This window comes from Paracoccus simplex, from assembly GCF_042648325.1.
In the GTDB taxonomy this organism is placed as follows: Bacteria; Pseudomonadota; Alphaproteobacteria; order Rhodobacterales; family Rhodobacteraceae; genus Paracoccus; species Paracoccus simplex.
The window spans coordinates 39708-54178 of sequence record NZ_JBHRXE010000048.1 but is presented as its reverse complement, the minus strand read 5'-3'; the positions used below and the strand labels follow the sequence as shown (position 1 = coordinate 54178).

At 68.6% G+C, this 14471-nt stretch carries 12 protein-coding genes and 1 pseudogene; 2 read left to right on the top strand and 11 right to left on the bottom strand.

Going from position 1 to position 14471, the window contains the following annotated elements; all coding sequences use genetic code 11:
- Window positions 1-39: 39 nt before the first annotated feature.
- The 3 genes from ACFOMP_RS16770 to ACFOMP_RS16760 are packed head-to-tail and all read right to left on the bottom strand — an operon-like array spanning window position 40 to window position 2196.
- Entirely contained in the window at window positions 40-684 is a 645-nt protein-coding gene (locus ACFOMP_RS16770) for a thiamine diphosphokinase (protein ID WP_379032602.1), read from the bottom strand.
- Window positions 681-893 carry a DUF2842 domain-containing protein gene (locus ACFOMP_RS16765; protein WP_019353909.1) on the bottom strand — a complete coding sequence of 71 codons (213 nt, stop codon included), beginning with the start codon at window positions 891-893 and terminating at the stop codon, window positions 681-683. The genes ACFOMP_RS16770 and ACFOMP_RS16765 overlap by 4 nt, the downstream gene beginning before the upstream one ends.
- A 10-nt stretch (window positions 894-903) precedes the next feature.
- Entirely contained in the window at window positions 904-2196 is a 1293-nt protein-coding gene (locus ACFOMP_RS16760; protein ID WP_379032598.1) for an adenylosuccinate synthase, read from the bottom strand.
- 272 nt (window positions 2197-2468) lie between these two features.
- Here ACFOMP_RS16760 and ACFOMP_RS16755 point away from each other — a divergent pair, with 272 nt between their 5' ends.
- On the top strand, window positions 2469-2690 hold the full coding sequence (locus ACFOMP_RS16755) for a hypothetical protein (RefSeq protein WP_289893252.1): 222 nt from the start codon (window positions 2469-2471) through the stop codon (window positions 2688-2690).
- Between the two features lie 75 nt (window positions 2691-2765).
- Here ACFOMP_RS16755 and ACFOMP_RS16750 read toward each other — a convergent pair whose 3' ends face one another.
- From ACFOMP_RS16750 to recA, 4 genes are all read right to left on the bottom strand, one after another.
- A complete protein-coding gene (locus tag ACFOMP_RS16750) occupies window positions 2766-3560 on the bottom strand; it encodes a class II glutamine amidotransferase (protein WP_379032595.1) in 795 nt (264 codons plus the stop codon).
- A 67-nt stretch (window positions 3561-3627) separates the two neighbouring features.
- Window positions 3628-3918 carry a DUF1330 domain-containing protein gene (locus ACFOMP_RS16745; protein ID WP_289893249.1) on the bottom strand — a complete coding sequence of 97 codons (291 nt, stop codon included), beginning with the start codon at window positions 3916-3918 and terminating at the stop codon, window positions 3628-3630.
- Window positions 3915-6575: an alanine--tRNA ligase gene (gene alaS / locus ACFOMP_RS16740; protein ID WP_289893248.1), complete on the bottom strand. Its 2661-nt coding sequence runs from the start codon at window positions 6573-6575 to the stop codon at window positions 3915-3917. Before alaS ends, ACFOMP_RS16745 begins: the two co-directional genes overlap by 4 nt.
- A gap of 322 nt (window positions 6576-6897) precedes the next feature.
- Entirely contained in the window at window positions 6898-7968 is a 1071-nt protein-coding gene (gene recA, locus ACFOMP_RS16735; protein WP_289893247.1) for a recombinase RecA, read from the bottom strand.
- 240 nt (window positions 7969-8208) lie between these two features.
- Here recA and ACFOMP_RS16730 point away from each other — a divergent pair, with 240 nt between their 5' ends.
- Window positions 8209-8793 carry a hypothetical protein gene (locus ACFOMP_RS16730; protein ID WP_379032590.1) on the top strand — a complete coding sequence of 195 codons (585 nt, stop codon included), beginning with the start codon at window positions 8209-8211 and terminating at the stop codon, window positions 8791-8793.
- A gap of 29 nt (window positions 8794-8822) precedes the next feature.
- Here the strand turns inward: ACFOMP_RS16730 and ACFOMP_RS16725 are convergent.
- The 4 genes and pseudogenes from ACFOMP_RS16725 to guaB all read right to left on the bottom strand — a co-directional run bounded on the left by ACFOMP_RS16725 (window position 8823) and on the right by guaB (window position 14467).
- Window positions 8823-10866, bottom strand: a pseudogene (locus ACFOMP_RS16725) (ATP-binding protein).
- Window positions 10867-10924: 58 nt separating this feature from the next.
- Window positions 10925-12076 carry an RsmB/NOP family class I SAM-dependent RNA methyltransferase gene (locus ACFOMP_RS16720; RefSeq protein WP_379032587.1) on the bottom strand — a complete coding sequence of 384 codons (1152 nt, stop codon included), beginning with the start codon at window positions 12074-12076 and terminating at the stop codon, window positions 10925-10927.
- 67 nt (window positions 12077-12143) lie between these two features.
- Window positions 12144-12818, bottom strand: a complete 675-nt coding sequence (locus ACFOMP_RS16715) for a hypothetical protein (protein WP_379032636.1) — start codon at window positions 12816-12818, stop codon at window positions 12144-12146.
- Between the two features lie 200 nt (window positions 12819-13018).
- The gene (gene guaB / locus ACFOMP_RS16710; protein WP_289893242.1) at window positions 13019-14467 is read right to left on the bottom strand and encodes an IMP dehydrogenase; all 1449 of its coding nucleotides are present in this window, start codon (window positions 14465-14467) and stop codon (window positions 13019-13021) included.
- Window positions 14468-14471: the final 4 nt, after the last annotated feature.

The window sequence follows — 14471 nt, the reverse complement described above, 5'->3', positions numbered from 1 at the left end:
GGCGCGGCTGCGGGGGTATTTGGAAAACGGTGAAGGCGGTCAGAGGGCGCCTGCGAGCGCCGGAAGCTCGGAACGCGGCAGGATCAGGAGCATCGGCCCCTCGCATTCCAGCGTGACCGGGCCCGTGGCTTCGTTCGAGGTGCCGCTGCGGCCGGTGGGCGCGAAGGCGAGCCCGTCGATGGGCCATTTCAGCCCGGTCGAGCGGCCCGAGGCCGGGCCCATCGGGAAAAGCGAGACCCGCGTGCCCGGCGCGAGGTCCAGCGCCAGGCGCGGCGGCGCAAGGGTGATCACGTCCTCGCCGGCGATCAGCAGGCAGGGCGGGCCGATGCGGCGGGCGAGCACGCCGAGCGCCGAGAGGAAATGGTCGTGGCGCGCGCCCGAGAACCCCAAGGCGATGACGAAGGGCGTGTCGAGCCGGGCCAGGCATTTCTCGAAATCGGTGCTGTCCTGTTCGGCGATGGGGTGCTGGTTCTCGGCCGGGATCTCGGCCCGGGCACGGGCCGAGATGCTGTCGAAATCGCCCCAGACCGCCGCCGGCATCAGCCCGTGGCTCAGCGCGGTGTCGGCGCCGCTGTCGGCGGCGGCCACCACCGGGGCAAGCCGCAGCGCCTGCTGCAGGTCGGCCCGGGCGACGACCGGCGCGCCGCCGATCAGCGTGACCGGGCGGGCGCTGGCGAGCCTCATTCGCCCTTGCCGATGCCGGTGAACACCTTGCGGAACGGCAGCGCCCAGAGGATGCCGAGGACCACATAGACTGCAAGCTCGACCAGGATCGGCTGGCGGCCCCAGCTCCGGTCCATCCAGTTCACCAGGCTTACCGCCACCACGATATAAAGCGGCAGCCCGACCAGCAGGATCAGCAGCGACCAGCGTTTGCGCGTCTTGAGGTCCATGGCGTCCCTATCAGTCCGCGAAGGGATCGGTGACCAGGATGGTATCGTCGCGCTCGGGCGAGGTCGAGAGCAGCGCGACGGGGCACTGGATCAGCTCTTCGATGCGGCGGACGTATTTGATCGCATTGGCGGGCAGATCGGCCCAGCTGCGCGCGCCTTGCGTCGAGTCCTGCCAGCCCTCCATCTCCTCGTAGACGGGTTTCGCGCGGGCCTGCAGCGCCGCGGCGGTGGGCAGGTGGTCGTAATGCTGGCCATCCACATCGTAGCCGGTGCAGATCTTCAGGGTCTTGAAGCCGTCCAGCACGTCGAGCTTGGTCAGCGCGATGCCGTCCACGCCCGAGATGGCGCAGGTCTGGCGCACCAGCACCGCGTCGAACCAGCCGCAGCGGCGCTTGCGGCCGGTGACGGTGCCGAATTCATGGCCGCGCTCGCCCAGGCGCTGGCCGTCGGCATCGTCCAGCTCGGTCGGGAACGGGCCTTCGCCGACGCGGGTGGTATAGGCCTTGACGATGCCCAGCACGAAGCCGATGGCCGAGGGGCCGAGCCCGGTGCCGCTGGCCGCCATGCCCGACATGGTGGTCGAGCTGGTCACATAGGGATAGGTGCCGAAATCGATGTCCAGCAGGCTGCCCTGCGCGCCCTCGAACAGGATGCGCTTGCCGGATTTGCGGGCGTCGTTCATCACCTTCCAGACCGGCTGGGCGTATTGCAAGAGCTTCGGGGCGATGGCCAGCAGCCTGGCGCGCAGCTCGGCCCGGTCGATGGGCGTGGCGCCCAGGCCCTGGCGCAGCGCGTCGTGATGCGCCAGCAGGCGGTCAAGGCGGGACTCCAGCGTCTCGGCATCGCCCAGATCGGCGACGCGGATGCTGCGGCGGCCGACCTTGTCCTCATAGGCCGGGCCGATGCCGCGGCCGGTGGTGCCGATCTTGCTGGCACCGGCGGCTTCCTCGCGCAGCTTGTCGAGATCCTGGTGCAGCGGCAGGATCAGCGGGGTGTTTTCCGCGATCATCAGGTTTTCCGGCGAGATCTCGACGCCCTGCGCGGCCAGCTTGTCGATTTCGGCGAACAGCGACCAGGGGTCCAGCACCACGCCATTGCCGATGACCGCCATCTTGCCCTTGCGCACGATGCCCGAAGGCAAGAGCGATAGCTTGAAGACCTGGTTGCCGATGACCAGCGTGTGGCCGGCGTTGTGGCCGCCCTGGAAGCGCGCGATCACATCGGCGCGTTCCGACAGCCAGTCGACGATCTTGCCCTTGCCCTCGTCGCCCCATTGCGCGCCGACGACCACCACATTGGCCATAGTGCTATCCCCTTGCGGTCATGAATGCCGCGGCTGGTATAATGGCCGAACCGCGCGGGGGAAAGCGCATTCCGCCCGCGGCACCAAATGCCGGGGATGCGCAAGACGCGCCGGCCGCCGGCCGCCCAGGGGCCGGGATTTCCCTTGCGCAGGCCCGCCTGGGCCGCCAATGCAATGCTGCATTGCAAAAGAAGCGGTGGCGGCGGCCGGAGGGCTGGCCTAAATTCGGCAGCAGGGGAGGAAACCATTCGCCGATACCGAAAGGGTTTCCCATGGCTACGATCTCGACCAACACTTCCGCGCCCCGGCTGCCGGCGCTGTTCGACGCGTTCCTGAAATGGCTGTCGCGCGGCACCGAGGCCTATATCGCCAGTCGTTCGCGCCGCGCCGAGATCGAGGCGCTGGAGGCGAAATCCGACGCCGAACTGGCCCGGATGGGTCTGACCCGCGACCGGATCGCGCTTTACGTCTTTGCCGATCGCTTCTACATCTGATCCCGCAGAGCGGCGGCTGCGGCCGGCGGAACCATCCGCTGGCGGCGGCCGGATCTGCGCGACCCCACCGGCGATTCAGGCGACGCTGCGCAGCGGCTCGGGCTGGAAGGGCGTGATCCCCAACTCGGCGCCGTCGAAGACACAGAAACTTTGCGCCGGCACTTCCAGCCAGCCGGTCTCGTCGCTTTCCAGCGGTTCCGAGACCACCGCCCGGCCGCCGCGCGTATCGGACCAGCGGTGGAACAGGCTCGGCGCGAGGTCGTCGCTGGCATAGCGCAGGGCATAAAGCCTTTGCCCGTCCGAGAAGGCCGCCGTCAGCCGCACATGCGGGGCGCTGCCCCTTTGTCGGGCCAGCGCCTCGAATTTCGCGGTGGCGCGGGCCATGGCGCCGGCGGGATCGTCCTCCAGCCCCTCGCCCAGGGCCATCAGGAACAGCGCCTCGCTGTCGGTGGCGCCCTTGCGATGCGGGTAAAGCTCATCCGGGATCAGCACCTCGGCATGGCGGCGATAGCTGTCATAGCCGCCGAACTGGCCGTTATGCATGAAGCTCCAGCGGCCGACCACGAAGGGATGGCAATTGTTGCGGCTGGTCGCCGTGCCGGTCGAGGCCCGCACATGGGCCAGGAACAGATGCGATTGCACCGTGGCGGTCAGGCTGCGCAGGTTGCTGTCCGACCAGGCCGGCATGATGTCGCGGTAAAGGCCGGGCTCGTCGCGTTCGCCATACCAGGCGATGCCGAAGCCGTCGGCATTGACCGGCGTGTGACAGCGCGTCGCCCCGTGGCTTTGCCGGACCAGCGAATGGCCGGGCCGGCAGATGACGTCCTCGAGATAGATCGGACTGCCGACATAGGCTGCCCAGCGGCACATTATCCTGCCCCTTTCCGCGCTTTTTCCAAGAGCTAGCACGAAAAGCCTGACGAATCACCAAAAAGTCTCAGGCGGGATTCTCTTCCACGATCACAAGGTCGCGCTCGGCCGCATCCCGGGCATGGTCCAGCGCCGCCTGGTATTCGGCCGAGCGGTAGCAGGCCACCGCATCCTCGACGCTGGGGAAGCGCGCCACGACATTGCGGGCGCGCTCCTTGCCCTCGAGCTGCACATAGCGCGAGCCGCGGGCCAGGAAGGTGCCGCCATGCGCGGCGATCGCCGGCCCCGCCAGCCGGGCATATTCGCCATAGGCTTCGGGGTCGGTGACGGTCACATGGGCGATCCACAAAGCGGTCATGCTTTCTCTCCGATCAGGGTTTCGACGGCCGAGATGGCGTTGTCCGCCGCGGCCAGGCTGGGCGCCCCGCCCTGGGCGCGGTCGGGACGGCCGCCGCCGCCCTTGCCGCCAAGCGCCGCGGTCGCGGCCTGCACCAGTTCGACGGCGCTGATCCGGCCGGTCAGGTCGGGGGTCACGCCCGCCGCCACCGTCGCCTTGCCATCCGCCTCGGCCAGCACCACCACGGCGCCCGAGCCGAGCCGCGCCTTCATTTCGTCGACCAGCGGGCCCAGTTCCTTGCCGGTCACGCCCTCGACGCGGCGGGCGATCAGCTTGATGCCGTTGATCTCTCTGGGCCCGTCCTCGGACCCGCCGCCGCCCATGGCCAGCTGGCGCTTGAGCTGCGCGATCTCGTTGGCGAGCGCCTTGCGCTCCTCGGCCAGGGCGCGGACCTTGTTCACCACGTCGCCCGATTGCGCCTTGAGGATGCCGGCGATCTCGGAAAGCTCGGCGTCCACGCGGCGCAATTGCTCCATCGCCGCCTGGCCGGTCAGCGCCTCGATGCGGCGGATGCCGGCGGCCGAGGCGGTTTCGGCGGTCAGGGCGAACATGCCGATATCGCCGGTGCGCGCGACATGGGTGCCGCCGCACAGCTCCAGCGAATAGGTCTGGCCGCCGGTGCCCTTGCCCGAGCCCGCCAGCTCGCCCATCGAGACCACGCGCACCTCGTCGCCGTATTTCTCGCCGAACAGCGCCTGCGCACCTAGGGCGCGGGCATCGTCGGGGGACATGATCCGGGTCTCGACGGGGCTGTTCTGGCGGATGAAGTCGTTCACCTCGCGTTCGACCTGCGCCAGTTCCTCGGCGGTCATCGCCTTGGCATGGCTGAAGTCGAAGCGCAGCCGGTCCGGCGCGTTCAGGCTGCCGCGCTGCGCGACATGCTCGCCCAGGGCGCGGCGCAACGCCTCGTGCAGCAGATGCGTGGCCGAATGGTTGGCGCGGATGGCGCTGCGGCGGTCGTGATCGACGGCAAGCTGCGCGCCCTGGCCGCGCTGGATCGTGCCCAGCGTCACCTCGGCGATATGGATGAAGACGCCGCCCGACTTCCGGGTATCGGTGACGCGCGCCGCGCCGGTTTCGGTCTTGATCAGGCCGGTATCGCCGACCTGGCCGCCGGATTCGCCGTAAAAGGGCGTCTGGTTCACCACGATCTGCACCGTCTGGCCCTCGGCCGCCGCATCCACCGCGGCACCGTCCTGCACCAGCGCCAGGATCTGGCCCTCGCTGATCTCGGTATCATAGCCGAGGAATTCGGTGGCGCCGTGCTGTTCAGCGATGTCGAACCAGATCGCGGCATCCTTGGTCTCGCCCGAGCCGGCCCAGGCGGCGCGGGCCTTGGCCTTCTGCTCGGCCATGGCGGCGTCGAAGCCGGCGGTATCGACCGCGCGGCCCTTTTCGCGCAGCGCATCCTGGGTCAGGTCCAGCGGGAAGCCATAGGTGTCGTACAGCTTGAACGCCGCCTCGCCCGGCAGGTTCGCGTTCTCGGGCAGCTTCGCCAGCTCGTCGTCCAGCAGCCGCAAGCCGCGGTCGAGCGTCTGCTTGAAGCGGGTCTCCTCCAGCTTCAGCGTCTCCTCGATCAGCGCCTGGGCGCGGCCGAGTTCGGGATAGGCGGCGCCCATCTCGCGCACCAGCGCCGGCACCAGGCGGTGCATCACCGGATCCTTGGCGCCCAGCATATGCGCGTGCCGCATGGCGCGGCGCATGATGCGGCGCAGCACGTAGCCGCGGCCCTCGTTCGAGGGCATCACCCCGTCCGCGATCAGGAAGCTGGTCGAACGCAGATGGTCGGCGATGACCCGATGATGCACCTTGCCGGGGCCGTCCGGCTCGGCGCTGGTCGCATGCGCGCTGGCCTCGATCAGCGACCGCATCAGGTCGGTGTCGTAATTGTCATGCTTGCCCTGCAGAAGCGCGCCGATCCGCTCCAGCCCCATGCCGGTGTCGATCGACTGCATGTCGAGCGCGCGCATCGAGCCGTCCTCGAACTGCTCGTTCTGCATGAAGACCAGGTTCCAGATCTCGATGAAGCGGTCGCCATCTTCATCGGCCGAGCCGGGCGGGCCGCCCCAGATCTGGTCGCCGTGGTCGTAGAAGATCTCGGTGCAGGGGCCGCAGGGGCCGGTGGGGCCCATGCGCCAGAAATTGTCGTCGGTCGGGATGCGGATGATGCGGTCGTCGGTCAGGCCCGCGACCTTCTTCCAGATCGTCGCGGCCTCGTCGTCGGTGTGATAGACGGTGACCAGCAGCTTGTCCCCGGGAATGCCGAAATCCTTGGTCAGCAATTCCCAGGCAAAGGGGATGGCATCCGACTTGAAATAATCGCCGAAGCTGAAATTCCCCAGCATCTCGAAGAAGGTATGGTGGCGCGCGGTATAGCCGACATTGTCGAGGTCGTTGTGCTTGCCGCCGGCACGCACGCATTTCTGCGCGGTGGTGGCGCGCTTGTAATCGCGGGTCTCGACGCCGGTGAACAGGTTCTTGAACTGCACCATGCCCGAATTGGTGAACATCAGGGTCGGGTCGTTTCGCGGCACCAGCGGGCTCGAGTCGACGACGCGATGGCCGTTGCGTTCGAAATAGTTCAGGAAGGTTGAGCGGATCTCATTCAAGCTGGGCATATCGGGCCTTCATCGCAAAGCGGTCTTTCCGGCCAGAACCGGGTCGCCGCCCGGTCTAGCCCCAGCCATGGCGGCTGTCCAGCAATCCCGCACGGCCGGGCGCGGGCCCGGCTGCTTCACACGCAAATCGCCGGAAGGACACCTCCGGCACCCAGCGGGGGACAGAAGGTGAGACGTGCCGGCGAAGCATCGAAGCGGCGCGCACCCCGTTGAGAGCCGCGCGAAACGCTGAAGCAAAGCCCCCGGGGCACGCGAAATGCGCGGGGGCCGCGCCCCGCGCATCGGGAAGCGAGAGCCGCATGGGAAGCCGCGCAGCCTCCGATCAATCCTCGGTCAACGCCTCGTCGCCATCGTCCGTGGCGCCGAAATCCAGGCCGTGGCTGGCGCGGATCTTGTCCTCGATGGCATAGGCGGCATCGGGATTGTCGCGCAGGAACTGCTTGGCATTCTCGCGGCCCTGGCCAATGCGTTCGTCACCATAGGAATACCAGCTGCCGGATTTCTCGACCACGCCGGCCTTGATGCCAAGATCGATCAGTTCGCCGACCTTCGAGATGCCCTCGCCATACATGATGTCGAATTCGACCTGGCGGAAGGGCGGCGCGACCTTGTTCTTGACCACCTTGACGCGGGTGGCGTTGCCGACCACCTCGTCGCGGTCCTTGATCGAGCCGGTGCGGCGGATGTCCAGGCGCACCGAAGCATAGAATTTCAGCGCATTGCCGCCGGTCGTGGTTTCCGGATTGCCGAACATCACGCCGATCTTCATGCGGATCTGGTTGATGAAGATCACCATGCAGTTGCTGCGCCCGATGCTGGCGGTCAGCTTGCGCATCGCCTGGCTCATCAGCCGGGCTTGGCTGCCCATCTGCATGTCGCCCATGTCGCCCTCGATCTCGGACTTGGGGGTCAGTGCCGCCACCGAATCGACCACGACCAGGCTGACCGCGCCCGAGCGCACCAGCGTATCCACGATTTCCAATGCCTGTTCGCCGGTGTCGGGCTGGCTGATCAGCAGCTCGTCCAGGTTCACGCCCAGCTTCTTGGCATATTGCGGATCCAGCGCATGTTCGGCATCGACGAAGGCGCAGACGCCGCCCTTCTTCTGCTCCTCGGCCACGACATGCAGCGTCAGCGTGGTCTTGCCCGAGCTTTCCGGGCCGAAGATCTCAATGATCCGGCCCTTGGGCAGGCCGCCGATCCCCAGGGCGATGTCGAGCCCCAGCGAGCCGGTCGAGGTCGCCTCGATCTCGGCCACCGGGCTGTCGGCGCCCAGCTTCATGATCGAGCCCTTGCCGAATTGCCGTTCGATCTGGGCCAGGGCGCTGTCCAGCGCCTTCTGTTTGTCTGCGGATCGCTTGTCGTTCATGTCGAAAAGTGTTGCCCCTGCCATGCGGTCCTCATGCTTATTTCACACCCCGCCATCCGGGGCAATCAGCGCCCGCCCGCCCATTTTGTTCACGGGTTGTTCTTATTTGCGCCCTCTAGCGCGGAATTGCAAGTCCTGGTTGGCGAATCGGTCGGGCCGCGCCCTTCCCCACGCCAGACTGCCGGCGGAAGATTAAGAAACGGTTTACAGCCGTGAGGCGAATGGCTAATCCACGGCCTGCCGCAACGGCTTGAAGAGTCGGGAATGCTGATATTCTGGGAAAGACGTCTGGTCTTCCTCGCCACGCCGAAAGCCGGGTCCACCGCCATCGAATCCGCGCTCGAGCCGCTGGCCGAACTGGCGGTCCGGCGCCCGGCGGCGCTGAAACATGCCGACCTGTGCAGCTATCGCCGCCATGTCGAGCCCTGGTTGCATTCGGCCACCGGCGACCGCTTCACCACCGTGGCGCTGATGCGCGAGCCGCTGGGGTGGTTGCGCAGCTGGTATCGCTTTCGCCTGCGCGACGACGGCGAGACGCCCGACCATGTCATGCAGGGCGTCAGCTTCGCGGATTTCGCCCGGGCCTATGCCGATCCCGACGGCCCGCAGATCGCGCGGGTGGGCAGCCAGGCCGATTTCCTGACCGAGGCCGGGGATCGGGTGGACCGCATCTTCCGCTACGAGGACATGGAGACCTTCACCCATTTCCTCGAGGATCGGCTGGATTGCGCCATCAGCCTGCCGCGCGTCAACGTGCCGCCGGCCGTGGATGTCAGCCTCAGTCCCGAGCAGGAAGCGGACCTGCGCGACGTGATGGCGCGCGATTTCCGGCTTTACGACACGCTCTGACCGCCGTCCCCGGCAGCCGGTATCCCTAGCTAGCGCTCGACCCGTTCAAGCTGCCGCGTCACCAGCGCCGTCAGGTCCGACAGCGAAAAGGGTTTCGACAGGAACGCCGCGCCCGGCACCGGCGGCCGCCCCTCGGAGAAAATGTCCTCGGCATAGCCCGACATGAAGATCACCCTGGTGTCCGGCCGGTCGCGCAGCGCGGTGCGCACCCAGGCGGGACCGTCCATGCGGCATCACCACGTCGGTCACGAAGACATCCACCACAAGGCGCTGATCGGCCCGCAGCGACAGCGCGTCCTCGGCGCAGGCGGCCTCGAGCACGTTGAAGCCCTGCAGTTTCAGCGCCCGGCTGGCGAAAGCGCGGACCGGCGCCTCGTCCTCGACCAGCAGGACGGTGGCCTCGACCTCGCGCCGGGCGCGGATCGCACCGGCCGCGGCGGGCGATTCGGGCGTCTCGGCCATCTCGCCCCGGTCATGCGCCGGAAAGAACAGCGAAAAGCAGCTGCCCTCGCCCGGGGTGCTGTCGCAGAAAATGTAGCCGCCCGTCTGCTTCACGATGCCATAGGCGGTCGAGAGGCCGAGCCCCGTCCCCTCGCCGGTGCGCTTGGTGGTGAAGAAGGGCTCGAAGATCTTGGCCAGGTCGTCGGCGGCAATGCCGCAGCCCTGGTCGCGGACCTGCACGCGCACATAGTCGCCGGCCGGCAGGGTGGCGCGGCCGAATCCGGCCGAGCTCTCCAGCCGGACATTGTCGGTGCCGATGGCGATGTCGCCGCCATCCGGCATGGCATCGCGGGCATTCACCACCAGGTTCATGATCACCTGTTCCAGCTGGCGCCGGTCGGCGCGGATCATCCGCAGCGAGGGATCGAGATCGAAGGTCAGCACGATCCGCTCGCCCACCAGGCGATTCAGCAGATGCGTCAGCTCGGACAGGGTGTCGCGCAGGTCCATGATCTGCGGCTTGAGCGTCTGCTTGCGCGAAAAGGCCAGCAATTGCCGCACCAGTGCCGCCGCCCGGTTGGCGTTCTGGCTGATCTGGTCCAGGTCGGCGTAATCGGGATCGCCCTTGTCGTGGCGCAGCATCAGCAGGTCGCAATGGCCGGTAATCGCCGTCAGCAGGTTGTTGAAATCATGCGCGATTCCGCCGGCAAGCTGGCCGATCGCCTGCATCTTCTGGCTTTGCACGAACTGCGCCTCAAGCGTTTTCAGCGCGCTGGCATCCGACAGCACCGCAGTGACGCAATCGCCCCGCCCCCGGGTCAGCGAGACCTGCACGAAACGCTGCGGCCCCTCGGCCTTGACATGCAGCACCTCGGTGCCGCCCTGGGTGCGGCCGGCGCAGACATCCGCGACCCAGTCGCCGAGCTCGCGGCCCAGCCCGTCCAACAGGGCCGACAGGTTCTGGCCGGCAATCTCGCCGCCGAGCAACTGGCAGGCGGCGGCATTGGCCCGCAGGATGCCGGCCGCGGGATCCAGCACCAGCACCGCGACCGGCAGCAGGTCGAAATCGTCGCCCCCGGTTCGGGAGGGGGCCTGCGGCGGTGCCGGGCGTTCGGCCAGCGCCGCCTGCCAGAGCTGCACCGCCGCCCCGGCCTCGCGCGTCACGACATATTCGCCGAAATCGCCCAGATCGGCGCGCAGGCGGCCGTTCCGGGCCAGGCTGATACCCAGCTCGCGCCATTTCGCCTGCGGATCGGCATGCCGGCGGCCCAGCCGGTCCTGCACCTGCCGGCCGACCAGATCGCCCAGCCGGTCCAGCGCCAGCTGATTCTGGGCCAGGACCAACCCATCGGGATCGACGGCAAAGGCGGGAAGATCATGGCCCAGAACCCCCGGCGCGACCCGGGCCAGGTCGCGGCGGATGGCCAGCCCCCGCCACAGATGCCGGGCCGAGATGGCGCCGCCAAGCAGATACCAGGACGCCGCCGCCGCGCCGAAGCCCAGAAGCGCGATGCCGGCTTCCGCGTCGGCCGGCCGCAGCGCCAGCCAGAGCGCGCCGATCACCGCCGGCAGCGCCAGGAAAGGCACCAGGATTTGCGCGGAACGCAGGATCTCTGCCCGTTCGGAAATCATCAAACCCCTCGCCAGCGACCGTTTCCGCCGGGAATAGCGCATGGGCATTAACGAAGGGTTAACGGCGCCGCATCAGCGCGAGGTAAAAGCCGTCCGAGGCGGTCAGCGGCGAATAGCGGCGCTGCAGGATCTCGTCGAATTGCGGATTGCGGGCCAGGAACGCGGTCCTCTGGTTCTCGTTCTCGGCGGCAAGAACCGAGCAGGTCATATAGGCCAGCCGCCCGCCGGGCGCGACGAAGCCGGCGGCCTGGTCGAGGATGCGGGCCTGCAGCACCAGCAGGCGCTGCAGATCCTCGAGCGTCAGACGCCATTTCGCATCGGGGGTCCGCCGCCAGGTGCCGCTGCCCGAACAGGGCACATCGGCGACGACCGTATCGTATTGCCCGGCGACCTTCCCCGGCGCGGCGATGCGGATGCGCAGCCCGGCCCTGTCGGCCCGGGCCGGCAGGTCGGCCATGCGCCCGGCGTCGATGTCATGCGCGGTCACCGGCCCCGCCCCGCGCGCCGCCAAGGCCAGCGCCTTGCCGCCGCCGCCGGCGCAGAAATCCAGCAGGCTGCCGCGTGGCGGCAACAGGGCGCAGGCCATCTGCGGCGACAGGTCCTGCAGCTCGACCAGACCGTCGCGATAGGCGCGCGATCCCGCCAACCGCCGGGCGCCGTCGGTGACGCGCAGCGCCGAGGGCAGTTCGGCATGCGGCTCGGCCGCGATGCCTTCGCCGGCCAGCGCGGCCACGGCCGCCCCGGATTCGGCGCGATGCAGGTTGACGCGCAGCCAGACCGGCGCGCGATCGCGCATCGCCAACGCCACGGCTTCCGCATCCGGCCCCAGCGCCGCCCGCCAGGCCGGCAGGATCCAGCCGGGCAGATCCAGCGCCGCCTCGGCATCCGGCGCCTGGCCGCCGGCGCGTTCGGCGTCCGAAAGCGCCGGCGGGGCGTGCCGGTCGCCGGTGAAGATCGTGTCGGGGTCGATCCCCTCCTCGCGGCACAGGCCCAGCATCAGCCCGCGGCCGGAACGCCCGCCGCCCAAGGCCGCGCGCGAGCGCAGCCGGCGCAGGCTGTCGAACACCAGGTCGCGCACCGCTGCCCGGTCGCCGGACCCGGCAAAGCGGCTGGCGCGCGACCAGCGCAGCAGCGCGGCTTCGGCAGGCTGGCCGGCAAGGATCTGGTCGAGGATGGCGGTCGCCGCATCGACGCGGGCGGCTGGAGTCATGATGCCTGCGCCCCCGGCGCGGAAGGTTGCTGAACCGCGGTGCAGAAAATCCGCGGGGCCGCGAATGTCAATCCCAGGCGTCGGGCGGCCCGCCCCCGCGCGCCGGCACCGCCAGCAGCGGCCCGCGCGAGGCCAGCAGCAGCGGTCCGCGCGGCGCGGTGATCGCCGCGCCGCGCCCTTGGCCGATGGCAGCCAGCGAGCCGGGCGTGCCGGTGACGCCGGTGCCCAAGGGCGCGCCCAGCAGCATCACCCGTTCCCGCACCCGCTGGCGCTGGCCCGAGGCGATGGAGGCGAAGCTGTTATAGGTCTCGGGCCCGCCGGTCAGGCCCTGGAAGCCGCGCTCGCGCAGCATCTGGCGCAGCGTGTCGAAGCGGGCGAGGTATTTTTGCGCGTGAACCTGCGTGCGCGAGTGGAATGCCCCGGCCGCGCGGCGCCAATCCCCGGTCTCGCCATACAGATCGCGCACGAAACGCGCGGCATAGCGGGCATTCTGCAACGGATCGAACATCTGCGCGACCGAGGAGAAGTTCCCGCCATGCCAGCGATAGTTCAGCTGGAAGCAGCCGATGTCGATATTGGTGCGGCCCTGCGCCACGCGATCCTCGACAAAGGCAACGGCGCTGGCGGGGTCGTCGAACCATGTCCCCTCGCCCTCGGCATTGGCGCTCCAGGCCCAGGGGCGGACGAGGCCGTCCAGCCGCCGTCCCGTCTCGGTCAGGGTCAGGGCGCCCATGATGTCCATGGGCACGCCATATTCCTGCGCCGCCTGCTGCGCCGCCCATTCGCAGACTGCGGCCGAAGGCAGGGCCAGGCCCCGGCCGGGACCGAAAACCGCAAGGCAAAGCGCCAGAAGACAAGGGAAAGCCCGAAGAAACATGAAAGGCCGCGAAGGTGGTTCCCCCGCGACCTTAAGGCCAATCCGGTCAAGATTCGGTAAACGGCTCAGCCCATGCGGTAGTTCGGGCTTTCGCGGGTGATCTGCACGTCATGGACGTGGCTTTCCTTGAGCCCGGCGCCGGTGATGCGCACGAACTGGCAGCCGCCGCGCATCTCGGCCACGGTGGCGTTGCCGGTATAGCCCATGGCGGCGCGCAAGCCGCCGACAAGCTGGTGGATCACCGCGGCGGCCGAGCCCTTGTAGGGCACCTGGCCCTCGATCCCTTCCGGGACCAGCTTGTCGCTGGCCGCGTCCTTCTGGAAATAGCGGTCGGCCGAACCGCGCGCCATGGCGCCAAGGCTGCCCATGCCGCGATAGGATTTGAAGCTGCGGCCCTGATAGAGGATCACCTCGCCCGGCGATTCATCGGTGCCGGCGATGGCCGAGCCGACCATGGCGCAGGACGCCCCCGCCGCGATGGCCTTGGCGAAATCGCCCGAGAACTTGATGCCGCCATCGGCGATCACCGGCACCTCGCCGGCGCCGCGCACCGCGTCCATGATCGCGGTCAATTGCGGCACGCCCACGCCCGCGACGATGCGGGTGGTGCAGATCGAGCCCGGACCGATGCCGACCTTGATCGCGTCGGCGCCGGCATCGACCAGCGCCCGGGCCGCCTCGGCGGTGGCGACATTGCCGGCCACCACCTGCACCTGGTTGGAATGCGCCTTGATGCGGCTGACGGCGCGGGCCACGCCCTCGGAATGGCCATGGGCGGTGTCGATGACCACCAGGTCCACCCCGGCCTCGACCAGCGCCAGGCTGCGCTCATAACCCTCGTCGCCGACGGTCGAGGCGGCGGCGACGCGCAGCCGGCCCAGCTCGTCCTTGCAGGCCAGCGGGTTCAGCACCGATTTCTCGGTATCCTTCAGCGTCAGCAGGCCGGTCAGCCTGCCATCGGCATTGGTGATCAGCAGCTTCTCGATGCGGCGGGCCTTCATCAGGTCGATGGCCTCGGCCCGGTCGGCGGGCTCGCGCAGGATGGCAAGGTTCTCGGCCGTCATCACGGCCCGCACCGGCATGTCGTCGCTGTTGGCGAAGCGCATGTCGCGGTTGGTGATGATGCCGACGACCCGGCCGGCGGCGTCCACCACCGGAAAGCCGGTGACGTTGTAGCGTTCCTGCAGGGCCTTGGCATCGGCGATGGTCTGGTCGGGGGTCAGGGTGATCGGGTCGTAGACGATGCCCGATTCGAAGCGCTTCACGCGGCGGACCTCGTCGGCCTGCTGCTCGGCGGTCAGGTTGCGGTGGATCACGCCGATGCCGCCGGCCTGGGCCATGGCGATGGCCATGCGGCTTTCGGTGACGGTATCCATGGCGCTGGACAGCAGCGGAATGTTCATCCGGATCTGCTTGGTGACATAGGTCGTCACATCGGCGGTCGAGGGCATCACCGAGGACGCCGCAGGAACCAGAAGAACATCGTCGAAGGTCAGAGCCTCACGAATCTGCATGGGA